This is a genomic window from Acidobacteriota bacterium (assembly GCA_009861545.1).
GTDB lineage: Bacteria > Acidobacteriota > Vicinamibacteria > Vicinamibacterales > UBA8438 > WTFV01.
The window spans coordinates 18,062-42,617 of record VXME01000046.1 but is presented as its reverse complement, the minus strand read 5'-3'; the positions used below and the strand labels follow the sequence as shown (position 1 = coordinate 42,617).

21 protein-coding genes are annotated in these 24,556 nt (G+C 69.0%); 8 read left to right on the top strand and 13 right to left on the bottom strand.

Features of this window, described 5'->3' with window-relative positions:
• The first annotated feature begins 9 nt into the window (after nt 1–9).
• Both secA and guaB read left to right on the top strand, forming a co-directional pair.
• The gene (gene secA / locus F4X11_07405; protein ID MYN64837.1) at nt 10–2,904 is read left to right on the top strand and encodes a preprotein translocase subunit SecA; all 2,895 of its coding nucleotides are present in this window, start codon (nt 10–12) and stop codon (nt 2,902–2,904) included.
• Nucleotides 2,905–2,951: 47 nt separating this feature from the next.
• Nucleotides 2,952–4,445, top strand: coding sequence for an IMP dehydrogenase (guaB, locus tag F4X11_07400; protein ID MYN64836.1), 1,494 nt, complete (start codon nt 2,952–2,954; stop codon nt 4,443–4,445).
• A 70-nt stretch (nt 4,446–4,515) separates the two neighbouring features.
• On the opposite strand, the gene tsaE is transcribed toward guaB, so the two are convergent.
• Complete coding sequence (gene tsaE, locus F4X11_07395) at nt 4,516–4,950, bottom strand: tRNA (adenosine(37)-N6)-threonylcarbamoyltransferase complex ATPase subunit type 1 TsaE (protein ID MYN64835.1); 435 nt, start codon at nt 4,948–4,950, stop codon at nt 4,516–4,518.
• The gene (locus F4X11_07390) at nt 4,947–6,500 is read right to left on the bottom strand and encodes an NAD(P)H-hydrate dehydratase (protein ID MYN64834.1); all 1,554 of its coding nucleotides are present in this window, start codon (nt 6,498–6,500) and stop codon (nt 4,947–4,949) included. The genes tsaE and F4X11_07390 overlap by 4 nt, the downstream gene beginning before the upstream one ends.
• Nucleotides 6,501–6,623: 123 nt before the next feature.
• Between F4X11_07390 and F4X11_07385 the strand changes: the two genes are divergently transcribed.
• Nucleotides 6,624–7,499 carry a branched-chain amino acid aminotransferase gene (locus F4X11_07385; protein ID MYN64833.1) on the top strand — a complete coding sequence of 292 codons (876 nt, stop codon included), beginning with the start codon at nt 6,624–6,626 and terminating at the stop codon, nt 7,497–7,499.
• A gap of 1 nt (nt 7,500) precedes the next feature.
• On the opposite strand, the gene F4X11_07380 is transcribed toward F4X11_07385, so the two are convergent.
• Together F4X11_07380 and F4X11_07375 are read right to left on the bottom strand one after the other, a co-directional pair.
• A complete protein-coding gene (locus tag F4X11_07380) occupies nt 7,501–7,875 on the bottom strand; it encodes a type II toxin-antitoxin system VapC family toxin (protein ID MYN64832.1) in 375 nt (124 codons plus the stop codon).
• Nucleotides 7,859–8,152, bottom strand: a complete 294-nt coding sequence (locus F4X11_07375; protein ID MYN64831.1) for a ribbon-helix-helix protein, CopG family — start codon at nt 8,150–8,152, stop codon at nt 7,859–7,861. Before F4X11_07375 ends, F4X11_07380 begins: the two co-directional genes overlap by 17 nt.
• A gap of 138 nt (nt 8,153–8,290) precedes the next feature.
• Here F4X11_07375 and F4X11_07370 point away from each other — a divergent pair, with 138 nt between their 5' ends.
• Complete coding sequence (locus tag F4X11_07370; GenBank protein MYN64830.1) at nt 8,291–10,270, top strand: PQQ-binding-like beta-propeller repeat protein; 1,980 nt, start codon at nt 8,291–8,293, stop codon at nt 10,268–10,270.
• A gap of 97 nt (nt 10,271–10,367) precedes the next feature.
• Here F4X11_07370 and F4X11_07365 read toward each other — a convergent pair whose 3' ends face one another.
• From F4X11_07365 to F4X11_07355, 3 genes are read right to left on the bottom strand one after another with little or no spacing between them, the layout of a single operon-like run.
• Nucleotides 10,368–10,790, bottom strand: a complete 423-nt coding sequence (locus F4X11_07365; protein ID MYN64829.1) for a hypothetical protein — start codon at nt 10,788–10,790, stop codon at nt 10,368–10,370.
• Complete coding sequence (locus F4X11_07360; protein ID MYN64828.1) at nt 10,787–11,215, bottom strand: type II toxin-antitoxin system VapC family toxin; 429 nt, start codon at nt 11,213–11,215, stop codon at nt 10,787–10,789. Before F4X11_07360 ends, F4X11_07365 begins: the two co-directional genes overlap by 4 nt.
• Entirely contained in the window at nt 11,212–11,451 is a 240-nt protein-coding gene (locus F4X11_07355) for a hypothetical protein (GenBank protein MYN64827.1), read from the bottom strand. Before F4X11_07355 ends, F4X11_07360 begins: the two co-directional genes overlap by 4 nt.
• Before the next feature lie 24 nt (nt 11,452–11,475).
• Here F4X11_07355 and F4X11_07350 point away from each other — a divergent pair, with 24 nt between their 5' ends.
• Nucleotides 11,476–12,462: a hypothetical protein gene (locus tag F4X11_07350; protein MYN64826.1), complete on the top strand. Its 987-nt coding sequence runs from the start codon at nt 11,476–11,478 to the stop codon at nt 12,460–12,462.
• A gap of 31 nt (nt 12,463–12,493) precedes the next feature.
• Here F4X11_07350 and F4X11_07345 read toward each other — a convergent pair whose 3' ends face one another.
• The 3 genes from F4X11_07345 to F4X11_07335 all read right to left on the bottom strand — a co-directional run bounded on the left by F4X11_07345 (nt 12,494) and on the right by F4X11_07335 (nt 15,714).
• Complete coding sequence (locus tag F4X11_07345; GenBank protein MYN64825.1) at nt 12,494–13,228, bottom strand: hypothetical protein; 735 nt, start codon at nt 13,226–13,228, stop codon at nt 12,494–12,496.
• Nucleotides 13,229–13,241: 13 nt separating this feature from the next.
• Nucleotides 13,242–14,684, bottom strand: coding sequence for a PQQ-dependent sugar dehydrogenase (locus F4X11_07340; GenBank protein MYN64824.1), 1,443 nt, complete (start codon nt 14,682–14,684; stop codon nt 13,242–13,244).
• Between the two features lie 106 nt (nt 14,685–14,790).
• Nucleotides 14,791–15,714 carry an MBL fold metallo-hydrolase gene (locus F4X11_07335; GenBank protein ID MYN64823.1) on the bottom strand — a complete coding sequence of 308 codons (924 nt, stop codon included), beginning with the start codon at nt 15,712–15,714 and terminating at the stop codon, nt 14,791–14,793.
• A gap of 93 nt (nt 15,715–15,807) precedes the next feature.
• Here F4X11_07335 and F4X11_07330 point away from each other — a divergent pair, with 93 nt between their 5' ends.
• Nucleotides 15,808–17,424 (top strand): amidohydrolase family protein, encoded by a 1,617-nt coding sequence (locus F4X11_07330; GenBank protein ID MYN64822.1) that lies wholly within the window; start codon nt 15,808–15,810, stop codon nt 17,422–17,424.
• Nucleotides 17,425–17,451: 27 nt separating this feature from the next.
• On the opposite strand, the gene F4X11_07325 is transcribed toward F4X11_07330, so the two are convergent.
• From F4X11_07325 to F4X11_07315, 3 genes are all read right to left on the bottom strand, one after another.
• A complete protein-coding gene (locus F4X11_07325; protein MYN64821.1) occupies nt 17,452–19,086 on the bottom strand; it encodes an amidohydrolase in 1,635 nt (544 codons plus the stop codon).
• A 213-nt stretch (nt 19,087–19,299) separates the two neighbouring features.
• A complete protein-coding gene (locus tag F4X11_07320) occupies nt 19,300–19,884 on the bottom strand; it encodes a Uma2 family endonuclease (protein ID MYN64820.1) in 585 nt (194 codons plus the stop codon).
• Entirely contained in the window at nt 19,875–21,425 is a 1,551-nt protein-coding gene (locus F4X11_07315) for a Uma2 family endonuclease (GenBank protein ID MYN64819.1), read from the bottom strand. The genes F4X11_07320 and F4X11_07315 overlap by 10 nt, the downstream gene beginning before the upstream one ends.
• Here F4X11_07315 and F4X11_07310 point away from each other — a divergent pair.
• The gene (locus F4X11_07310) at nt 21,414–23,309 is read left to right on the top strand and encodes a PQQ-binding-like beta-propeller repeat protein (GenBank protein MYN64818.1); all 1,896 of its coding nucleotides are present in this window, start codon (nt 21,414–21,416) and stop codon (nt 23,307–23,309) included. The two genes, F4X11_07315 and F4X11_07310, sit on opposite strands and share 12 nt — an antisense overlap.
• A gap of 109 nt (nt 23,310–23,418) precedes the next feature.
• Nucleotides 23,419–24,492 (top strand): asparaginase, encoded by a 1,074-nt coding sequence (locus F4X11_07305; protein MYN64817.1) that lies wholly within the window; start codon nt 23,419–23,421, stop codon nt 24,490–24,492.
• Nucleotides 24,493–24,556: the final 64 nt, after the last annotated feature.

The following is a 24,556-nucleotide window of genomic DNA, read 5'->3' as shown; positions in this document are numbered from 1 at the left end:
CTCACGATAATGCTGGACACCTTACTGGCCAAGGTCTTCGGCACCCAGAACCAGCGGGATCTCAAGCGCGTTCAGCCCCTGGTCGCCGCCATCGGGGAGCGTGAGGACGAAGTACGCGCGCTCTCCGACGGCGATCTCCGCGGCCGTACGGCGGATCTGCGCGCGCAGCACGACCAGGGAGCCGCGCTCGACGACCTGCTGGTCGACGCCTTCGCAGTGGTGCGCGAGGCCGGACGGCGCATGCTGAGCATGCGGCACTTCGACGTGCAGCTCATCGGCGGCATCATGCTGCACCGCGGCAAGATCGCCGAGATGAAGACCGGTGAGGGCAAGACCCTCGTCGCGACCCTTGCCGCCTACCTCAACGCCCTCGCCGGCGAGGGCGTGCACGTCGTCACCGTCAACGACTACCTCGCTCGCCGGGACGCCGACTGGATGGGCCGCATCTACCGCTTCCTCGGGATGACGGTCGGCGTGATTCAGCATGATCTGCGCGACGCGGAGCGCCACGCGGCATACCGTTGCGACATCACCTACGGCACGAACAACGAGTTCGGCTTCGACTACCTCCGCGACAACATGAAGTTCGATGTGGCGCAGTTCGTGCAGCGCGGCCATCACTTCGCGGTCGTGGACGAGGTTGACAGCATCCTGATCGACGAGGCCCGGACCCCGCTCATCATCTCGGGGCCCGCCCAGCAGTCGACGGAGCTGTACTACGAGGTGGACCGGATCATCCCGCGCCTGAAGCCGGGCGCCGTCACCCAGGGCAACGTACCGGCGGAACGTCGGGAGGAGCTCGAGGACACCGGCGATTTCCTCAAGGACGAGAAGCACAAGACCGTCACGCTGACCGAAAGCGGCATGGCGATCTGCGAGAAGCTGCTCAAGCATCGCCTGCAGCCCGGCGGATTGTACGACCCGTCCAACATGCCGCTCCTGCACCACATCAACCAGGCGTTGCGCGCCCACAGCCTCTTCGAGCGCGACGTCGACTACATGGTCAAGGACGGCCAGGTGGTGATCGTCGACGAGTTCACCGGGCGCCTCATGCCCGGCCGGCGCTGGAGCGACGGGCTGCACCAGGCGGTGGAGGCCAAGGAAAAGGTCAAGATCGAGCGCGAGAACCAGACCCTGGCCACGGTCACCTTCCAGAACTACTTCCGCAAGTACGAGAAGCTGTCCGGCATGACCGGGACGGCCGAGACCGAAGCCACCGAGTTCGCCAAGATCTACGAGCTCGACGTCTTCTCGGTGCCGACCAACCGCGAGTTGATCCGCGTCGAGGAGCCCGACCTCGTCTACCGCACCGAGCGGGAGAAGTACGTCGCCATCGTCGACGACATCATCGAGCAGCAGGAGGCTGGACGGCCGGTGCTGGTCGGCACGGTCTCGATCGAGAAGTCCGAGCGGCTGTCGGGCCTGCTCAAGCGCCGCGGCATCAAGCACGTGGTCCTCAACGCGAAGTACCACGACAAGGAAGCCGAAATCGTGGCCCAGGCGGGCCGCTCGGGCACGGTGACCATCGCCACCAACATGGCAGGACGCGGCACCGACATCCTGCTCGGCGGCAATCCCGACCACATGGCGCGCCGGCAGGCGCTGGCCGACGAGGCGGCCGAGCGGCTGCCGGAGGGCGAGGAGAAGTTCGTCGACGACGAGGAGTTCGTCTATTTCTCGCACGACGGCTTCCATCGGGTGCCGCGCGCGGACTGGGATCGCCTCCAGGCCCGGCACGTGGCGCAGACCCAGGCCGATCACGAGGCCGTCGTCGAGGCGGGCGGGCTGCACATCATCGGCACCGAGCGGCACGAGGCGCGACGCATCGACAACCAGCTCCGCGGGCGCGCCGGACGGCAGGGAGACCCCGGGTCGTCGCGCTTCTACCTGTCGCTGGAGGACGACCTGATGCGGATCTTCGGGTCGGATCGCATTCAGGGGTTGATGGACCGTCTCGGGATGGAAGAGGGCGTGCCGATCGAGCACGGCATGGTAACCAAGGCCATCGAACGCGCGCAGAAGCAGGTGGAGGCGCAGAACTTCTCCGTCCGCAAGCACCTGCTCGAGTACGACGACGTGATGAACAAGCAGCGCGAGAACGTCTACGCGCTGCGCCGGGAGCTGCTCGAAGGCACGATCATCATCGAGGAGGACGAGGAGATCGATACCCACGAGTACGTCCTGACCCTGGGCGAGGGCGCGATCGACGAGGCCGTCCAGACCCACTGCGGGCGGGATGTCGATCCGGACGAGTGGGATCTGACCGCCCTCCGGCAGAGCGTCGAGGAGCTGTTCGGCCTCGATCCCGACGAGCTCGACGCGATAGAGCTCGACGACAAGAGCCCCGACGAGATGCACGAGGCGCTCTGGTCGATGGCGCGGGGCCACTACGAGGAGAGAACGTCGGCGCTCGACGGCGGCGTGCTGCGGCGCGTGGAGCGCGACCTGATGCTGCAGGTGGTCGATTCGCAGTGGAAGGACCACCTGTACGGCCTCGACCACCTCAAGGAGGGGATCGGCCTGCGCGGGTACGGCCAGCGCAACCCGCTCGTCGAGTACAAACGCGAGAGCTTCACGATGTTCCAGGCGATGAAGCAGCGGATCGACGAAGAGACGCTGCGTTATCTCTGGCGACTGCGGCCCGTGGTGCGAGACGGTGACGGCAACGGCAACCGGCCTTCCCCGGTTCCGGCCCGGCAGGCGACCCCGCTGTCGTTCAACGATCCGGGCCAGCGGGCGCCGGCCTTCCCCGGCGCAGCGGCCGGCGGCGCCCCCCGACCGGCTCGCACGGGCGGCGACGACGTCCGCGTCAAGACGGTACGCCGCAACGTGCCGAAGGTCGGACGCAACCAGCCGTGTCCATGCGGCAGCGGCAAGAAGTACAAGAAGTGTTGCGGAGCGTGAACGGCGGGTGCAGCATGACAGTCAAGATCGAGACATCCACCGAGCGGCTGACCAGCGCCACCGTCGAGACGGCGTTGACGTTCGACGACGTCCTGCTCCGCCCGCGCCACTCGACCTCCCTGCCGCGCGAGGTGGACGTCGGCACGCGTCTGACGCGGCGCATTCCCCTGAACCTGCCGCTCCTCAGCGCGGCCATGGACACCGTAACGGAGTCACGGATGGCGATCGCGATGGCGCAGCTCGGCGGCATCGGGATAGTCCACAAGAACCTCGACGTCCAGGCGCAGGCATCGGAAGTGGACCGGGTAAAGCGCTCGGAGAGCGGGATGATCGTCAATCCAATCACGCTCTCGCCGGAAGCACGGGTCTCGCAGGCGCTCGAGTTGATGCGGAAGTACCGGATTTCGGGCGTGCCGATCACGGCCGACGGGCGCAACGAGGGGCGCCTGGTCGGAATACTGACGAACCGCGACCTGCGGTTCCACGGCGACGTCCAGCGTCCCATCTCGGAGGTGATGACGCGCGAGAAGCTCATCACCGTGCCGGTCGGCACGACGCTCGCGCAGGCGAAGGACATCCTGCATCAGCACCGCGTCGAGAAGCTCCTCGTCGTCGACCAGCAGTTCAACCTGCGCGGTCTGATCACCGTCAAGGACATCCAAAAGGCGATCAAGTATCCCAACGCGTGCAAGGACTCGCTCGGCCGCCTGCGGGTCGGGGCGGCCGTCGGCATCGCCGCCGACGCCCTCGAGCGGGCCGAGGCGCTCGTCGCCGCCAATGTCGACGTGCTCGTCCTCGACAGCGCGCACGGGCATTCCCAGAACGTGATCGACGCGGCGGCCCGACTGCGGCAGGCGTTTCCGTCGGTGGATCTCATCGCCGGCAACGTCGCGACCGCGGGCGGGGTGCGCGCGCTGGCCGAGGCGGGGGTGGACGCCGTCAAGGTCGGCATCGGCTCCGGCTCCATCTGCACGACCCGGATCATCGCCGGCATCGGGGTCCCGATGGTCACTGCGGTCGCCGAGTGCGCCGCTGCCGCGGCGAAGTACGACGTTCCGGTCATCGCCGACGGCGGGATCCGCTATTCGGGCGACATCACGAAGGCGCTGGCGGTCGGCGCCAGCGCGGTCATGATGGGCAGCCTGTTCGCGGGCACCGACGAGAGCCCGGGCGAGCTCGTCCTCTACCAGGGCCGCAGCTTCAAGGACTATCGCGGGATGGGCTCCCTCGGGGCGATGCGCGGCGGCGGCACGGATCGCTACTTCCAGGAGGAGTTCGATCTGTCCCGGCCCGAGGATAGTGAGCAGAAGCTCGTGCCCGAGGGCATAGAGGGACGTGTCCCCTACAAGGGCAGCGTCGCGACGATGATCCACCAGTTGGAGGGCGGGCTGCGGGCCGGCATGGGGTACTGCGGAGCGCCGAACCTGGACGCGCTCCGGCGCGACGCGGAGCTGGTTCGCATCACGCCGGCCGGGGTACGAGAGAGCCACGTCCACGACGTGGTCATCACGAAGGAAGCCCCGAACTACCAGAGCGAGTAGCGCCGGCCGAACCCGTCGCAACGCGCCGCGTACGGTCCCGGCCCCCGCCGCCCCAGGAGTCTGCGCCGCGTCACGGCGGCACCGGTCCGTCCACGGTGATCTCGCGGTCGTCTCCGCCCCGGTCGGTGATGCGCACGCGCACGGCGGCTTCGGGCAGGCTGCGAAGCCGGTCGGCCCACTCGATGGCGACGATGGCGTCGGCGGCGAGCATCTCGTCCAGCAGCGGCTCCAGATCCGCGACGTCTTCGCCGCCCAGGCGGTAGAGGTCGACGTGGTGGACGAGCCGGCGGCCGGGATACTCCTGCATCAGTACGAACGTCGGGCTGCTGACCTCGTCCGGGCAGCCGCCGGCGCCTTCCACCAGCCCGCGCACGAAGGCCGTCTTGCCCGTCCCGAGATCGCCGTACAGGAGCACGGCGGACGGCGCCCGCTCCAGGACGGTGGCCAGATCGCGGGCGATGCGCATCGTGTCCGCCTCGGAGCGGCTGGCGTGCGTCGTCGTCACCGGTCGTCGTCCTTCCCGGTCAGCTTCTCGACCGCCCGGCCGAGATGGTACGCGATGTCCCGTGCGATCACGCCGGTCTCGCCCATTTCCGCCGCGGCCAGGTCACCGGCCAGACCATGGAGGTGCACGGCCAGCGCGACGGCCGCACCGACGTCCTCCACCTGCGCCAGCCAGGCCGCCACGACGCCGGTCAGCACGTCGCCGCTGCCGCCCGTGGCCATCCCCGGGTTGCCGGTGGTGTTGATGAGCACCCCGCCGTCGGCGCGGGCGATCACGGTCCGGGCGCCCTTGAGCACCACATGGACGCCGTGGGAGGTAGCGAGCCCGTGCGCTGCCCCTATCCGGTCCCGCTGAACGTCGTCGACCGTGGCGCCCGACAGCCGCGCCATCTCGCCCGGATGCGGCGTGATGACGACCGGCGCTTCCGGACGGCCGCGCAGGCGGCCGGGATCCTCGGCGCAGACGGTCAGCGCGTCGGCGTCCAGCACGAGCGGTCCCCGCCCGGCACGATCGAGCAGCCCGTGCACGATCGCACGGCATCCCGGCCCCGTCGCCAGGCCCGGTCCGGCCGCCACGACGTCGAACGAGCCCGCCAGCAGGGCCGCCAGTCCGGCCCCGGTGACCACCCCCGCCGCGTCCGGCAGATCCAGGGTCATGTACTCCGGCTCGCCGGCGATCATCTCCCGGCACGACGCCGGCCCCGCCACCGTCACCAGGCCCGCGCCCGCCCGCAGCGCGCCGAGCCCGGCCAGCCGCGCCGCACCGGTCCGCCCGCGCGAGCCCGCCACGATCGCGACCCGCCCGTAGTCGCCCTTGTGCGACTCCGCCGGACGAACCGGTATCGAGGAACGAATCGCTTCGGCCGTGAGCAACTCGATGCGCGGACCTTCCAGGGTCGCGATCACGCCGGCCGGGATACCGATGTCCGCCACCACCACCCGGCCGGCCGGTTCCGGTCGCAGGGCGAGGGCCAGCTTCGGCGCGCCGAGCGTGACGGTGAGCGTCGCACTCGGGCACGGCCCCGACGGGCGCGACAGGTCGGCGAGCAACCCGGACGGAAGATCTATCGCCACCACCGGACCGCCCGCGGCGTTGACGTCGTTCGCGACGGTGGCGAGCAACCCGTCCAGCGGGCGTTTCAACCCGGTCCCGAAGAGCGCGTCCACGACGAGGCCGCCGGCCCCCAGCCGTCGCCGGTACGGATCCCAGGCGACGTCGTCCAGCACCTCCGCGACCGGAACGCCGGCCTCCCGTGCCCGCTCCAGATTGACACGGGCGTCGCCGGCCACCTCGTCCACCCGCGCGAACAGGAGCCCGGCCACGTTCCACCCGCGCTGCCGGATCAGCCGGGCCGCCACCCAGCCGTCGCCGCCGTTGTTCCCGCGGCCACACAGAACCGTCGCCTCGCCGGGCCGGCTCGCCACGTGCGCCTCGATGGCGGCGACGACCTCTTCCCCGGCGCGCTCCATCAGGTGCAGCGACGGTACCTGGTGGTCGTCTATCGTGCGGCGCTCTGCGTCGCGCATCTGCGCCGGGGTGAGGATGCGCATCCCGGCGATCCTATCCGGTGTCGCCACGGCCCCGCATCGCGCCGCACGGCCGTCCCGACAAGGCGGCGGTCCCGCGCGGCCCGCGCCCCCGGCGGAAACGCCGACAGGCGATAATCAGCGACCATGCACATAGCCATCGACGTCAACGGACGCCTCGGCGACGGCGAGAGCGCCGGCGTCCCGGTCCTGGATCGCGGGTTTCTGTTCGGCGAGGGGGTCTACGAGACGCTGCGCACCTACAACCTCCAGCCGTTCCTGCTCGACCGCCACCTCGCGCGACTGCGCGCGTCGGCGGAGCGCATCGCGTTGCAGCCGCCGCTCGACGACACGGCGTTCAGGGCCCGCATCCTGGCCACCATGCAGGCCGTCGATGCGCCCGGCGAGCGCAGCATCCGGCTGCTGCTGACCCGCGGGGCCGGCGAGCTCAGTTACGACCTCGCGAACTGCCCCGCGCCCACGGTCGTGGTCATCATCCGGCCGCACCGGGAGACGCCGCCCGAGGTCGCGGCGCGCGGCATCGGCATCGTACGGTCGTCCATCATGCGCAACCACCCCGCGGCCCTCGACCCGCGCATCAAGTCGAACAACCTCCTCAACAATGCCCTCGCCATGCAGGAGGCGCTGCGCGCCGGGGCCTCCGAGGCCCTGATGTGCAACCATCGCGGAGAGCTGGCCGAGTGCGCGCAGTCGAACGTCTTTCTCGTCCGCGGCGGCGCCGCACTCACGCCGCCCGTCGACGCCGGCATCCTGGAAGGCGTCACCCGCAACTTCGTCTTCGAGGTGGGCAGGTCCGCCGGCGTTCCCGTGCGGGAAGAAACGTTGCGGCCGGCCGACCTCGACACCGCCGACGAGCTGTTCGTGACGAGCACCACCCGGGAGGTTCTCGCGGTCACCCGCGTCGATGGGCAGCCCGTCGGCGAAGGGCGGCCGGGGCCGGTGACGCGGACCCTCGCGGCGGAGTTCCAGCGGCTGGCGCGGCGACTCTGCGCGGCAGGGTGACTCAGGCGAGTTCGAGGCCGGGTACGTCGCTGAAGTCCTTCGGGTTCAGCGTCCAGAGCGCCGCCTCGTCGACCAGGGCGCAGGCGGCGATGGCGAGGTCGAGGTCCCGACCGCGCGGGCGCGGCAGTCGCGTGTACAGGGCGGCGGCCTCGGCCGCGGCCTCGGGATCGAACGGGACAGCGTGCTCGCGCGGGAAGAGGTCCTCCTGCACGCGCAGCTCGCCGGCCGTGCGCGGCCCGCGCAACCACTCGTAGAGGACGATCGAGGAGATCCGCAACCGATGGCTCCGGTCTATGAACGCATACAGGCGGTCAGCGACGACACGCGGTCCGGTGAGCGCCCCGACGAGCGCGGAGGTGTCAAGATGGATCGTCATGGACGGCACGCTGCAGGGATGACTCGCGACGGGACAGACGAATCTCCCTGAGCTCCGATTCGACGCTCTCGCGGGAGCGCGGAGCCTGTTCCTCACGCCAGCGGTCCAGCACCCCGAGCATGCGCAGCCGCTCGGCCTCGCTCAACCGGTCGGTTCGCGCGTCGTATACGGCGACCGCCTCGCGGACGACGTGGCTCTGCGGCTTGCCCAAACGCTCCGCCGCCCGGCGGATCCGGCGCACCGTGGCGTCGTCCAGAGAATAGGTGACCTTTGCCATATAGTTGCAATACTACCATACTCCCGCACCGCGCGGCTCCGTCTCGGCGCACGGCCGGGCGTTCGCGTCATATGATCGGCGGGACGTCCGGGCCGGCCCCTGCCGTCCGTACGAATACGCCACACAGGAGGGACTCCAATGGTCCGAGGCCGACGACTTCGATACTGGTCCACCGGCGTCGCGATTCTGCTTGCGGGGCTCGTGCTTGCCGCGCCCCGACCGGCTGCGGCGCAGTCGAAGGCCGACACGGAGTGGCATCACTTCGGCCACGATGCCGCCAACACGAAGTACTCCCCGCTCGATCAGATCACGCCGGCCAACTTCACCGACCTGGAGATCGCCTGGCGCTGGAGGTCGATCGAAACCGAGGTCACCCGCGAACGGGAGGAAGTCCGACCCGGCCCGTTCAAGTCGGTGTCGCTGATGATCGACGGCCGCGTCTACCTCAGCACGTCGCTCGGGCAGGTGGCGGCGCTCGACGCGGGCACGGGCGAGCTGATCTGGTCGTACGACCCGCAGACCTACGATCGGCTCGACCGCCCCGCCAACATGGGTTGGCAGCATCGCGGCGTCTCCTACTGGGAGGACGACGCGAGCGACGACGCGCGCATCTTCATCGCGACGCACGACCTGCTGCTCGTGGCGCTCGATGCCCGAACCGGCCAACAGTACGCCGACTTCGGCGCCGACGGAGCCGTGGACCTGAGCACCTCCCTCGGCCGCGGGATCGACCGCTCCCGCTTCACCCACTCGCAGCCGCTCGCAATCGCCGGCGACACGGTGATCGTCGGCAGCATCGTGCAGGACACCAGCCTCACCCGGCGCGAGGCCGACCCGGGCCACGTGCGCGGCTTCGACGCGCGCACGGGCGAGATGAAATGGATCTTCCACACCATCCCGCAGGGGGAGGAGTTCGGCGCCGACACCTGGCACGACGAGTCGTGGCGCTACAGCGGCCATTCCAACGTCTGGGGCACGATGGCGGTCGATGAGGAGCTGGGCTACGTCTACCTGCCGACCGGCACCCCGACGAACGACTGGTACGGCGGCATGCGCCCCGGCGACAACCTCTTCGCGGAGAGCATCATCGCGGTCGACGCCGAGACCGGCGAGCGGGTCTGGCACTTCCAGGCCGTGCATCACGGCCTCTGGGACTACGACTTCCCCACCGCCGGCAACCTGCTGGACATCACCGTCGACGGCCGCGAGATCAAGGCGATCGCGCAGTCGAGCAAACAAGCCTTCACCTATGTATTCGACCGGGTCACGGGCGAGCCGGTGTGGCCGATCGAGGAGCGGCCCGTGCCGCAGGGCAACGTGCCCGGCGAGTGGTACTCCCCCACGCAGCCGTTCCCGACGAAGCCCGCGGCGTTTGACCTGCAGGGAATCACCATCGACGACCTCGTCGACTTCACCCCGGCGATCCGGGAGGAGGCAATCCGCATCGCCGACCGGGCCCAGCTCGGTCCCATCTTCACGCCGCCGCCGGTGCGCGGCGAGGGGAAGCCGATCATCCAGTCGCCCGGTCCCGGCGGGGGCATCAACTGGCCCGGCTCGGCCGTCGATCCGGAGACCGGCCGCCTGTTCGTCCCGTCGCAGACGCGCCTCCGCGCCGTGGAGCTCGTCGAGTACCCGCCGCCGGCCACGGTCGGCTACTTCACCGATCCGTGGGCCGTCGCGGTGCCCGGCCCGCAGGGACTCCCGCTCGTCAAGCCGCCGTACAAGCGCGTCACCGCGATCGACCTCAACACCGGCGACCACGTCTGGATGGCGCCGCACGGCGACGGCCCACGCAACCACCCGGCAATCCGGCACCTGAACCTGCCGGCGCTCGGCGGCCACGGCGGCATGCACGGCGGCGGCCCGCTGGTCACCAAGACCCTGCTCGTCGTCAACTCGGGAGCCCGCTACGTCGAGGATCAGAACGCCTCGGCAAGGGCGATCACGGCGTACCACAAGGACAACGGCGACTACCTCGGTTCGATCGAACTGCCGTCCATCCCCTACGGCAACCCGATCACGTATCTGCACGAGGGCAAGCAGTACATCGTGGTCGCAGTGGGCACGGGGAGCAGCGAAGCGGCGCCGCCCGAGCTCATCGCGCTAGCGCTCCCCTGAGGCAATGAGATTCCTTCGGCGGGCAGTCGGCAGTCGCTCCAGCGGCGGAACGGGCGCAAGCCGGTCCGGCGGATCGGGGACCACTCGGCAGCCTAAACTATCCGATGTCGTCGGATGCGAGATCGGCGGCGGCCGCGAGTACGCGGTCGATGTCGTGGAGAGCTCCCTGCGGTGCCGTGTCGTCCTCGATCCAGCGGTTGCTCGACGCGAACCAGAACGCGAGCTGCCACGGTGACATGCCGGCGGGAAGCACCGCCAGGATTCTTGCGAGCTCGGGTCTCGGCCGGCCCCCGGCAAACTGGAACGCCGGGTAATGATCCTGGTTGCCGACCGGCACGCCGAAGATGCGACGGTGGCGCTTCCAGCGTGACGCCGGTTCGGACGGATTCCGCGTGGCCGATCCCGACAATTCCCTGACTTCGCGACTGGTGTACGTCTTGTGGCCGTCGAGGTACCGCGCGCGCAGGATCGCGTTGTGCACCTCGATATCGGCCGCCAGATTGGATGGGGAATCGATCATGTGCTGAAGTCGGCGGGCCGGGTTCGCCAATTCTCTATTCGAAGATCCGTGATGCGGCTCATGTGCGCTACGTTGTCGCTCACCAGCGTCGCATCCAGCGCCAGCGCGTGGGCGGCAATCGCCACGTCCAGATCCTCGATTCGGATGCCTTCGCGTTCCAGTCGGGCCTTGATCCTGCCGAACGCCCGGCTCACCTCATCGGTCCAGACGGCTCGCGTCAGCTCGCCGAGGAACACCCCGAAGCGTCGGGTCAGTCGTTCCCGTTTCTTCGACTTCCGCAGCCGTGCCAGACCGTACTGGATTTCGGCGATGACCGGTTGCGGCAGGAGCACGTCGGTACGACCGTGCGACACGATGCGCTCGCACACCGTGGCGTCGCCGCCCATCGCAAAGGACAACGTGTTGGTATCCAGGACGTACTTCACAACGGAGGCCCCTTGCGCGTCCGGCCGGCCGCGACCGCGACCCGGAGGTCCTCCATTTCTCGTCGACCCTCGACATCGGCCCGCGCCGACCCGAGCGCTTCGAGAAACTCGGCGCTCCACCCCGTCTCGGTTGCCAGCGCCCGTTCCAGCGCACGAATGATGTAGCGGTTTCGGCTCATCGCGAGAGCCCGCGCCTGTCGATCGACGGACGCCAGCAGGTCCACGGGCAAGTGCACGGTAGTGCTCATGGCGAATAGAATATGAGTCTATTCGAGCATGGTCAATCCCTGCCGCGGACAGCCCTCCCTTGCCCTGCGTCCCACGATCCTGTAGAAACTGCACGCGTAACGTGCCGCGACGCCTCTCGACACCCACGCGCGGCAGCGGAGGATTCCAGAACGATGAATGACGTATTGACCGGAGTCGAGTTCAAGCAGCAACTGCGCGAGGGGATGCCCAAGCTGGGGCTGTTCCTCAATGCGCACAGCCCCACCGTGGCCGAGCAGCTCGCCCACAGCGGCTACGACTGGCTGCTGGTGGATTCCCAGCACGGCCCGATGGGCTTCGAGACGCTGTCGGCGATGATCGCGGGGATCTCCAGCGGCGGGGCCAAGTCTCTGGTGCGCGTCGCCGGCTGCCACGACCGGGGCGGCATCCAGCAGTCGCTCGACGTGGGCGCGGACGGGGTGCTGGTGCCGTACATCAACACCGCCGAGGAGGCGCGGCAGGCGGTGAGCTGCTGCCGCTACCCGACGGCGGGCACGCGCTCGGTCTACTTCCCGCAGCGCAGCATGAACAAGGGAGGCCTGCTCGGCTACGCCGGCGCCGCCAACGACAACGTGATCGTTGCGCTGCAGGTGGAGACGGCCGACTGCATCCGGAACATCGACGAGATCGCCGCCGTGCCGGGAGTGGACCTGCTGTTTCTCGGCCAGAACGACCTGTGCATGTCGCTCGGCCTCTACGAGAAATACCAGTTCCCCGACATGTACTTCTCGGACGAGCTGCGCGACGCGACGGATCGCCTGCGCGCCGCCGCCGCGAAGAACAACGTGATCCTCGGGCTCTTCCTCTTCGGCACCGACCGGGTCGGCGAGTTCCTCGAGAAGGGATTTCCGTTCATCAGCGTCGGCAACGACCTGCACCACGTGCTGACCCAGGCCGGGACCTACGTCGGCAACGTGGAAGGAATCTCGCAGGACAAGGGCAGGCAGCCCTGGCAGCGCCGCTCCACGGCGCTCTTCTAGATTCGGATCCGGGAAGGGACGGGGAAGACGGCTATTCGCCGTCTTCCCGTTCCAGCACCAGCGTCGCGAAGGGCACCTCCCGCACCCCGGCGGGCAGGTCGTCGATCGGTCCAATCGGCTCGTGCGGGGTGACGTCGGCGTTGGGCGCGGTGAACGTCGCTCCGCTGTCCGTTCCCGCGTCGTAGCCCGCGAGGTCCATCTCGATTCGGGGCGCCCAGCATTCCCCTTCACGCAGGCCGATCCCGTCGACGCCGACGAACCAGTCGGGGCTCGGGGCGATCATCGACACCAGGGTGAGGAACGGGAACCCCTCGTCGGCCTCGAAGGACAACGTGACCGTGCCCGGGGATCTGAACGAGCCCTCTTGTCCCCTGATGCAGCCGTTCGCCCGTCCGCTTCCGACCTCCGCCTGCACCTCGTCGCACAACACGTCGACGGCGCCGGTCTCGGCCATGATCTCGATACCGTCGGTCGCGATGCCGCCGCTGCTCCAGAACGAGGCCTCCTCGACGTGCGTCGTTCCGACCACACGGGAGAAATGGGCGCCGGATGGAAACGGCGGCGAGTCGCCGTGGGACGCCGCGTCCCAGGTGGCCCGGAACGTCACGCCGTAGGTTGCCGACGCGGGGCACTGCCCCGCCGGTTCGACAGGGATGGCCGGAACGATCGAGGTCGGCGCCACCGGCGCGTCCTCGCCGTCGCCGCAGCCGACCCACCAGACCGAACAGCTTCCCACGAGCAGGGCGAGCAGCAGTGTGCTTCTCACGTCGTCCTCTCCGTTACGGCACCAGCCGGCGGATGACGCCGTCGTGCTTGTTCAGCAGGAAGAGCTGGCCGCCGGGGCCGGAGTCCACGCGCACGTCGGCACGAGTCGCCGGCGTCCGCCCCTGGCTGACGTTCTTCTCCCGGATCATCTGCAGCAGCGTCTTCGTCTCGCCGCCGTGGTCGAACAGGACGCGGCGCATCGCATCCTGGCCTCCTGCGGGCAGGTCGTCGGCGGAGAAGTAGAAGACCTCGCCGCTGGGACCGTCCCCGAACAGCACCAGGTTCTCGAGCTGCGGCACGACGTCGTCCCGGTAGACGACCAGGCCGGTGGCCATGGAGCTGGGCTGGAAGAGCGGATCGAGCTGGCCGTACTCCACCACCGGGTACGACAGGCCCGCCTCGCCGCGCGGATCGACCAGGCTGACCGCGCGCCGGCTGATCCACCGGAAGCTCCCCTCCCAGTCGTTCCACCCGAGGTTGCCGCCGCGGGGCACGAGGCTGATCTCCTCGACGATGTTCTGGCCGATGTCGGCCAGGAACAGGTTGCCGTTCCGCTCGTCCCACGCGAAACGTTGCGGATTGCGAACGCCGTAGGCGTAGATCTCGCCGAGCGTGGCAGGGTCGCCGTCGCCGGCGAACGGATTGTCGGCGGGCACGCCGTACTGTCCGTTCGTGCTGTTCGTGCCGAGCGGGTCGATGCGCAGGACCTTGCCCAGGATCGAGCCGAGGTTCTGAGAGAGGTCCAGCGGGTCTCCGCCGCTCCCGCCGTCCGCCGATCCCACGTAGAGGAGGCCGAAGTCCGGATCGCCGGGTTCGGCGAGCGGCTTGAAGGCGAGCTGTCCGCCGTTGTGGTTGCGGAACGGCTGCTCCACGCGCAGCAGCTCGCGCGGCGGACCGCCGTCGTAGACCGCGGCCGTCGGATCCGCCGCGGTCCACTCGAGCAGGATCGTGTCCTGCGCGTCGGAACCGCCGTCCGGCTCGAAGTCGGCCGCCGGCCCGGTGTTGCTGCTATCCGTGTAGGTGTAGAGCTTCCCGAAGCCCGGCGTGCCCGGCCGCCCGAACTGCGGGTGCACCGCGAAGCTCTGGAACCCGCGCTCGCGGCGGGACGCCTCGACGTCGAGCCCCCAGCGCGGCTCCCGCAGATCGAGATAGCGCGTCACGGTCTCCCCGTCGTAGCTGACGGTGTAGACGAGCCCCCACATGTCGCTCACGAACAGCCGTCCAATGCCCGGCTCGTCGACCAGCCGCATCATCCGCGGGGCCTGGTCTTCCAGGAACGGGAGAGCGGCGAACTCGACGACGCCGACCGTGATGACGCCGTCGGTCCTTGGAATGGGATCCGGGAACGGGTCGTTGGTGGTCTGGCCGGCGGCCGCGGAGGCGGCCAGCACCACCGCCGCTGCGCCGAGACGCACGCCCATGCCGTGTAGTGTCTCCATGTAGCCTCCTGGCGTCATGCGGCCCGGCGCCCTGCCGCGGACGCGCGCAGAAAGGCGCCCGTCGCCACGCGAGCCCGAGCCTGCTCCGACCGAGGCGTGGCGACGGGGCGCTTCCGGATGTCGCCTACCGCCCGTCGTAGACGTACTGCATGGTCGTCCGCACGCTCTGCTCGGGCGCCGAGAAGTCGCTGTACTCGTCGGGCACGCGGTAGGCGGCGACCGCGTCGTCCACGGACCGGCCGGCTGCCTTGCCGTTCCGGGCCTTGCTCACCACGTCGTTGTAGAACCCGCTGAAGTCGACGAATTCCGCCCAGGTGACCGGCGTCGGGTTGTGGCCCGGGATCACCGTGTCGACGTCCGCGATGCCGGCCACTGCCTTCAGCAAGGTGGAGCCGAACTCGGTCGCGCTGCCGTTGCCGTTGGCGACGTCGATGAACGGCAGTCCCTTGCGCTGGAACATGTCGCCGGTGTGCATCGTGCGCACCGCCTTGAAGACGATGAAGGTGTCGCCGTCGGTGTGGCCGCGGCCGAAGTGGTAGAGGTCGATCTGATCCGGCCCGGCAAACAGCGACATCCGGTCGGAATAGGTGGTCTGCGGCAGGTACTTCGCGTTCTCGCCCTTGAACGCGTCGCAGTTGGTCACCGGCTCGCAGGTGTCCCGCGCCATCTGTGCGCGGGTGTTCTCGTGCACCACGAAGTCGATCGTGTCGGGGAGTTCGATGTTGCCGCCGCTGTGGTCGAAGTGCGTGTGGGTGTTGATGACGGTCGTGATCGGCTTGTCCGTGATCCCGGCCACGTGACGGATGATGTCCTGTCCGTAGCCGTTGATCTTGGTGTCGACGAGCGCCACCCCGTCGGCCATGACCCAGATCGCGGTATTTCCGCCGCCGCCCATCCCCTGCACCGTCGAGGCGTTGGCCAGCATGTAGAGGTTGTGGGCGACCGTCTGGACCTCGAGGTCCACGCGCTCCTGCCGCGCCTCGTAGGTCGCCACGGTCAGGACGATGCCGACCAGAGTCAGAATTCCCAGGCACGCGCTGCGTCTCATCTGTTTTCCCCCCCCGAGCACCGGATGCGGCGCTCGGCGAAACTATACTTGCGCTGCCGGAACCAATCCAGATTCATACACGGGAGCTCCACCATGCACCGAGAGCGACTGACGACGACATGCGTCCCATGGCTCGGCCTTTCGCTCGCGCTGGCCCTGTCGGCGACGCCCCTCGCCGCGCAGGAGGAAGAACCGTTCGACCTCCTCATCCGCGGCGGCCGGGTGGTCGACGGCACGGGGAACCCCTGGGTGCGCGCCGACGTCGCGGTGAGCGGGGATCGGATCGCGCGCATCGGCCACCTGCCGGACGCGACCGCGGACCGCGTCATCGACGCCGAGGGGCTGGTGGTGGCGCCGGGGTTCGTCGATCCGCATACCCACGCGGTGCGCGGCATCTTCGACGTGCCGACAGCCGACAACTACCTGCTGCAGGGCGTCACGACGCTGACCGAGGGCAACGACGGCAGCTCGCCGTGGCCCGTCGGCGAGCACCTCGACCAGATCGCGGAGCTCGGCATCAGTCCGAACTGGGGCATTTTCGCCGGCCAGGGGACGATCCGCCGCGAGGTCATGGGCAGCGAAGATCGCGATCCGACTCGCGACGAGCTCGACCGGATGCGGGCGCTCGTCGCCGAGGCGATGGCGGAGGGCGCGTTCGGCCTGTCCACGGGGCTGTTCTACGTTCCCGGCAGCTTCACCTCGACCGAGGAGGTCATCGCCCTTTCCGAAGTCGCCGCTGCGCACGGCGGCATCTACATTTCCCACATGCGCGACGAAGCCCTGCTTCTGCTCGATTCCGTGCGGGAGACGATCCGCATCGGCGAGGAGGCCGGCATCCCCGTGCAGATGACCCACCACAAGGCGATCAGCCGCGACATGTGGGGCCGCAGCGCGGACAGCCTCGCGCTGGTGGACGCCGCGAGGGCGCGCGGGGTCGACATCACGATAGACCAGTATCCCTACACGGCCTCCCAGACGGGGATCACCGCAGTGGTGCCGCAGTGGGCGCAGGCGGGAGGAACGCAGGAGCTGATCGCGCGGCTGCGGGATCCGGAGACGCGCCGGCGCATCCGCGGGGAGATCGTCTACCGCATCGAGCACGACCGGGGCGGCGGTGACCCGGCGAACATCGTCATCGGCCTGTGCGAATGGGACCGCTCGCTGGAAGGCAAGAGCCTCGCCGACATTCTCGCCGAGCGGGAGATCGAGGTGACGGTGGCCAACGCCGCCGACCTGGTCATGCAGATCGTCGAGCGCGGCGGCGCGCGCGCCATCTACCACGCGATGGACGAGCGTGACGTCGAACGCATCATGCAGCACCCGGCCACCGCCATCGGCTCGGACGGCGGCGTGTCCGTTTTCGGCGCCAGCGTGCCCCACCCGCGCGAGTACGGCACGTTCGCCCGCGTGCTCGGCCGCTACGTGCGCGAGCGCGGCGTGCTGACGCTCGAGCAGGCGGTGCGCAAGATGAGCGGCGCCACCGCCGCGCGGCTCGGCCTGCAGGACCGGGGATTGCTGCGGGAGGGCTTCTTCGCCGACATCGCCGTCTTCGATCCCGACCGCGTCATCGACCGCGCGACGTTCCCGGAACCCCACCAGTACGCGGTGGGCGTCGAGTACGTCCTGGTCAACGGCACGCTGGTCGTGGACGGCGGCGAGCACACGGGCGCCCGGCCCGGACGGGTGCTCTACGGGCCGGGACGCCGTTAGCCGCCCGGCCCGCGGCAAGGATCAGGCTCAGTCCTGCGGCGGCTCGAACTGCGGGTACTCGACGCCGAGCTGCTCCAGGTACGTGTCGTAGCGCGTCTCGTCGTAATAGAGCTCTTCGAGCTGCGGCTTGAAGCGCTCCATGATGTCGCGGTTCAGCCAGATCGCCGGCTCGTCCTCCGGACGCAGGAACGTGGTGTATTGCCGGTCCTTCGTCTGGTTCTCGAAGTAGTCCCGCGCCTGCTGCACAAGCTCCGGCCGGAGCACGAAGTCGAGCAGGGTCAGCGCCTGCACCTTGGCCCCGGCGGTCGCCCCCTTGTGCGCGATCGGCGTGGCCATGGCGATGCTCTTGTTCCAGTTGTGGCCCGGGCCGCCGGGGATGTTGGACGGGAACCGCAGCGTGGCGGTCGGCACGACCCACGAGACGTCGCCGATGTCGTCGGAGCCGCCGCCGCGCCGCTCGTTGTCGGGAATCCGCTCGGCGCCGTCCAGACCTTCCTGCGCCTCCGTCAACAGGCCCTGCTCCTCGACGCCGATCATCTTCTGCACGGCGCGTGCGAAGCGCTGATCGTCCTCCGACCAGTCGGGCATCCCGACTCGCCGGATGGCGCTGAACATCGTCTCGGCGATCACCCGGTTGTGGTGCTGCGGCCAGGCGGCGCCGAGGACCCGCGACGTGACCGTGGTATCGGTCATCTTCGCCGCGCCTTCGGCCATGGCGTCTCCGATCCGCCACATCCGCATGATGTTCTCGTAATCGCTCTCGCGGAAGAAGTACCAGACGCTGGCGGTCGACGGCACGACGTTCGGCTGGTCGCCGCCGTCGCTGATGACGTAGTGCGAGCGCTGCTGTATGCGCAGGTGCTCGCGGCGGAAGTTCCAGCCGATGTTCATCAGCTCGACCGCGTCGAGCGCGCTGCGGCCGTTCCACGGATCGCCGGCCCCGTGCGCGGATTCGCCTTCGAAGGTGTACTCCACCGAGACCATCCCGTTGCCGCGGCTGTCGCCCCAGGCCGTGGTCATCGCGGCGCTGACATGGCTGTAGAGGACCAGGTCGACGTCGTCGAACACGCCGGCCCGGACGAAGAACGCCTTGCCGCCGAGCTGCTCCTCGGCGATGCCGGGCCAGATGAGGAGCGTGCCGGGAATCCCCTCCCGCTCCATGATCTCCTTCACCGCGAGCGCCGCCGCGATGTTGACCGCCTGTCCCGAGTTGTGTCCCTCGCCGTGGCTCGGGGCGCCCTCGATCTGCGGCTGGCGGTACGCCGCTCCAGGCGTCTGCGACGACCTGGGGATGCCGTCGACGTCGCTGCCGAGCGCGATCACCGGTCGTCCCGAACCCCACCGCGCCAGCCAGGCGCTGGGCATTCCCGCCGTCCCGAGCTCGATCTCGAAACCCTCCCGCTCGAGGATCCCGGTGAGGTAGCGCTGGGTCTCGAACTCCTGGAACCCCAGCTCGCCGAAGCTGAACTGGCTGTCGACCATCCGCTGGATGAAGCCGCGGCGGTCGTCGATGTCCGCGAGCACCTCCTGCTTGAGCTGCTCGAGCCGATCGTCCCCTGCGGACTGCGACTCGGCGGCCGAACCCGGTTCGCCGGCAGTGGTCCCGCCCGCGACGGCCAGGATGAACAGAGCGGCAACGACGGCGACGGTCGACTTCGGCATCATGGAACGCACGGTTGTCCTCCTCGACACTCTCACCGGCCGACGATCTCTCGTCGGCTGCAAGTGGAATCAATAATGACGGGCGCGCCGGGCGTCCGCCCACGCCGGACAGCCGGCAGAGGAGAGACTCGGCGGTCCGTCCCCGCTCGCCGCCGCCGGCCGGGCGCGGCGCGCCGTCGCTTCGACGCGCCGAGCCCCCTTGCGCGCCGCCGTTCATTCGCCGAAGACGTCGTCGATCGCAAATCCGAGCTCCGGCACGCCGGTCGCGGTCAGCTTGTCGCCGCGCCGCCGCACGTTCTGGTGCGCATAACCGTCGGCGCCGGGTCCGGTGCAGACGGTTACGGTGCGCGCCTCGGCGTCCACCAGCCACGTCTCGGGGATGCCGGCCCTGCCGTATCGCGGCACCTTCTCGAGCCTGTCGTAGCGCAGGGACGAGTCGGCCACCTCGATGACGAGAAGAATGTCGTCCGGCTCGGGATGGCGCTCGGCATAGGCGCCGCTCCTGCGTGCAACCACCAGGTCGGGCTGTGGCTCGGTATGGCTTCCCAGGCGAACCGGATTCTGGATCCGTACGTGCACCCGGCCGGCAAGACGCCCCATGATCAGTTCGTTGAGGCGATCCACGATCCACGCGTGCAACGGGCCGATGGGCGTCATTTCCAGGATCTCTCCATCGATCAGCTCCACCCGGTCGTCCTCAGTGAAGATCCCGGCTTCGCCCATCCGTGCGAACTCCTCGACGGTGAAGCGGTACCGCTGGACGTCCGCGACGCGTTCCCGCTCTGCGGCTACGGCCATCGTGCGCCCCTCATCGACTGCCGGCTGCTCACGCAAGGAAGAGGATCTTCGTTGTGGTATCGGCTCCCGCTGATCCACACCTCGAGGCCCGGCTCGCGAGCCCGCTGCCGGTCCAGTTCCTCCCGTGCCCACGTCGCCCAACTGTGCCAGGGCGGCAGAAAAAAGTAGCCACCTGCTTCGTTGCCGACCGCGGCGTAGTGCCCCGCAAACACCCCCGCCGCCGTCAACAAGCATACGAGCGCAGCGCGCTCGTCGTGTTGCCGGTTGCGGTTGAACGTGCCTTCCAGATCAGCAAGCTGTTCCAACGCGATCTTCTCGACCACCCGTCCGAACAGGCCTCCCTTCACCCAGCGGTCGAACAGCCAGTCGAACTTCCGGCCACGTGGGAGCCTCGGCATCTGGTCGTACGCATCGTCGGAAACGCACACGCCGAGATAGGCGTTGGGGAACGCCTCTACGATGTTGGAATCCTCGATCCGTGGGAACTTCACCTCCGCACCCACGGCTTTCCGGTCCACCATGGGCCGCAGCTGTTGGGCCGTTTTCCATCCGGCGGCGCGGAGCTCCCGACCGGTCCCTCGAACATGCGAGAGACCCGGCTTGCATCGCCCCTGGAACCTGCCCAGTGTGAAGACGCGCTCACAGCTCCGGAACTCGTCCGGTTTCGCGGTCGTGTACGGCGCGTCTATGGCAGCGATGTCCGCTCGCTGCGTCCCGACTACGACGCTGCGGCTCGCCCAGGTCGAAGTCGCAAGGGCGAGTCGCAGTGCTCCGTCTGCATCGAGCCTCGCCACACCGGAAGTCGGCCGTGTCGAGAATCCGACATCCAAGCCGATCAGTGCCGGCGAGTGCTCCGTCCCGGAATGAGTCCGACTCCGTCGGCCCGTTCGGTCTCGAGCAGTAGAACTCCCGAGGTATGCAAAAACGTCATCGACCGAAAAGCGAATCTCCGGCGCCCGGGTCGCGACGATCTCGTCACCACGATGCCGCACCTGCCGGTTCGCGTATCCATCCGGGCAGGGGCCGGTATACGCGGTGATGGTGACGGCGTCCACGTCCACGAGCCACGTCTCGGGGATGCCGGCCCTGCCGTAGCGAGGCACCTTCTGCAGCCGGTCGTAGCGTAGGGACGAGTCGGCCACTTCGATGACGAGGAAGATATCGCCGGGCTCGGGATGACGATCGGTATAGAAGCTATTCCGGCGCCGAGCCACCACGAGATCAGGTTGCGGTTCCGTGTGGTGGTCCAGTCGAACCGGATTCTGGATGCTTACGTACGCCTTGCCGGCCAGGCGTGCAACGATCAGCTCGTTCAGGCGGCTCACGACCCCTGCGTGCAGCGCACCAATCGGCGTCATTGCGACGATCTCTCCATCGATCAGCTCGACCCGGTCGTCCTCGGCAAAGATCCCGGCTTCGCCCATCCGTGCGAACTCGTCGACGGTGAAGCGGTACCGCTGGACATCCGCGACGCGTTCCCGCTCTGCGGCTACGGCCATGGTGCGCCCCTCTCGTGTACCGCGCGAGCCATGCCCGATCATAGTCAATCGACGAGGGCGACGAGCGCACAGGTAGAATCGGACCGTCGGGTGCGTCGGGTTGCGCCGGGAGCACCGCCGGGAACCGATAGGAGCGTCTCCATGAACCGCTACGCACGGCCGCTCGCCACCGTTCGGATCGTTCTGTTCCTGCTGACCGCCACCGCTCTGGCGCCGGCTGCGGCCGGCGCGCAGACGTCGACCGGCGATTTCGTCCCGGTCACGGATGCGATGCTGCAGGATCCGGCGCCGGGCGACTGGCTGATGTGGCGCCGGACGCTCGACAGTTGGGGCTACAGCCCGCTGGACCAGATCAACCGGGAGAACGTCGATTCGATCCGCATGGTCTGGTCCCGGGGGATGAACGACGGCATGCAACAGGGCACTCCCCTGGTGTATGGCGGCGTGCTGTACATGCCGAACCCGAGCGACGTCATCCAGGCGATCGACGCGCGCACCGGCGACCTGGTCTGGGAGCACCGTCGGGACCACCCCGACGACCTCGACGACCATGTGCCGGGACTGACCCGCACCAACCGGAACATCGCCATCCACGACCGCTTCATCATCGACACGAGCGCCGACGACTACGTCTTCGCGCTCGATGCCCTCACGGGAGAGCTCGTCTGGGAGACCGAGATTCTCGACTACCGCACGCTCCCGGCGCACCAGTCGTCGGGTCCGATCATCGCGGACGGCAGGATCGTCTCGGGTCGGGGCTGCAAGCCGGAGTCGGGCCCGAACGCCTGCGTCGTCACGGCCCACGACGCGGCGACCGGCGCAGAGCTGTGGCGCCGGCGGCTGATTCCGGGACCGGGCGAGCCGGGGGACGAGACGTGGGGCGGCGTGCCGTTCGAGGAGCGCCGCCACGTCGGCGCCTGGATGGTGCCAAGCTACGACCCGGAGCTGAACCTGGTCTACATCGGCACGTCGGTCACGTCGCCGGCGCCGAAGTTCCTCATCGGCGGGGTCGCCAACACGCACCTCTACCACAACTCGACGCTGGCTCTGGACGCCGAGACCGGCGAAATCGTCTGGTACTACCAGCACCTGAACGACCACTGGGACCTCGATCACCCCTTCGAGCGGCTCCTGGTCGACACGGCCGTCACTCCGGACCCGGCAGCCGTTGCCTGGATCAACCCGCGTCTGCAACCCGGCGAGCGCCGCCGGGTGGTGACCGGCATACCCGGCAAGACCGGCGTCGTGTACACCCTCGACCGCGCGACCGGCGAGTTCTTGTGGGCGCGGCCGACCGTCGCGCAGAACGTCATCAGCGACATCGACGGGTCCACCGGCGCGGTGACGGAGAACGGCGAGGTCGTGTTCACGAGCGAAGGCCAGGAGGTGATGGCCTGCCCCACCTGGCACGGCGGCAAGGACTGGGAAGCGGGCGCGTACAGTCCGCTGACGAACCTGATGTACATGCCGCTGCGCCACACGTGCGGGCGGATGCTGGCGTCGGCCGGGGTCGGCTGGTACGCCCTGACGGTGCGGACGGAGGTGACGCCCGGCGAGCAGTACCTCGGAACGATCCAGGCCATCTCTGCCGAGACCGGAAAGACCGTCTGGACCCATGCTCAGGAAGCGTTCACCATGTCGCTCGTGGCCACCGCCGGCGGCCTGATCTTCGGCGGCGACGCCAACGGCCGCTTCAAGGCGTTCGATCACGAGTCCGGCGAGGTGTTGTGGGAGATCAACCTCGGCTCGCCGGTCACCGGCTTTCCGGTCACCTACGCGGTCGACGGCCGGCAATTCGTCGCCGTGAGCACCGGCGACTCCCTGAACACCACCGGCCTGCGGCGGCTGACCCCCGACATGCGCCCGAGCGACGGCAACAACCTCTTCGTTTTCGCGCTGCCGGCGCAGGAGGCGGCCGATGAGTAAGCGATCCGATCCTGTCTTCGGCGCCCTGGCTTCAGCGCTTCGCACCTCGCCGGAGCGCCCGGTGCGGGACACTGCATGGGACACCGGCCGAACCCCGAAGCGCGGGTTCATGGCCGCGGTCGCTCTGGTCGCGCTGGCCGCGACCCCGGGCATACCGGCGCGCGCCCAGGAAACGCCAGGCGCCCCCCCGGTGGTCTGGGTGCTCGCCACCGGCGGCACCATCTCCGGCGGCGGCGCGTCGCCGACCAGCCTGACCGAGTACCGCGCGGGCGCTTTCTCGGGCGAGGAGCTCGTCGCGGCGGTGCCGGACCTGGCCCGGCACGCCACCATCCGCGTGGAGCAGGTCGCCAACGTCGGCAGCCCCAACATCACCTTCGACGACTGGCTCACGCTCGCCCGCCGCATCGACGCGATCTTCAACGACGAGCCGGACACGGCCGGCGTGGTGATCACCCACGGCACCAATACGCTGGAAGAGACGGCCTACTTTCTCAACCTGACGGTCCGCCACGACCGGCCGGTCGTGCTGGTGGGCGCGCAGCGGCCGGCGACGGCCATCAGCGCCGACGGTCCCCTGAACCTGCTGAACGCCGTCCGCACCGCAGCGTCGCCCGAGGCGCGCGGCAAGGGAGTGCTGGTCGTCTTGAACGACCAGGTCAACGCCGCCCGCGACGTCACCAAGACCAGCACGTACCGGCTGGAGACGTTCAACTCCCGGGACCTCGGCCTTCTCGGCTACGTGGACGGTGACCGGGTGTCGTTCTACCGGGCGCCGACGAAACGTCATACGGCCGATTCCGAGTTCGCTCTCGCGGGCATCGAGGCTTTTCCGCGGGTGGACATCGTCTACTCGTACGTGGAGGCGAACCCGGTGCTGATCGAGGCGCTGATCGAGGACGGCGTCGACGGCATCGTGCTGGCCGGCACGGGCGCCGGCGGGATGTCGCGCCGGGAACGCGATACGCTGGAACGCGTAACCACCCTGCCCGCCGGCGCGAGGCCGATCATCGTGCGATCGAACCGGGTGGGGAGCGGGCGCGTGCTGCCGCGCACCGCGGACGACGGGCTGGAAATGGTGGCCGGCGACACCCTGAACCCGCAGAAGGCGCGCATTCTCCTGATGCTGGCGCTCACCCGAACCCGCGACCTGGACGAGATCCGGCGGATCTTCCGCGAGTACTGAGCGGCGCGCGCCTCCCGAAGTCCTCCACGCGCAATCACGATTTTCCTTGACCGCTGCGCGTGAA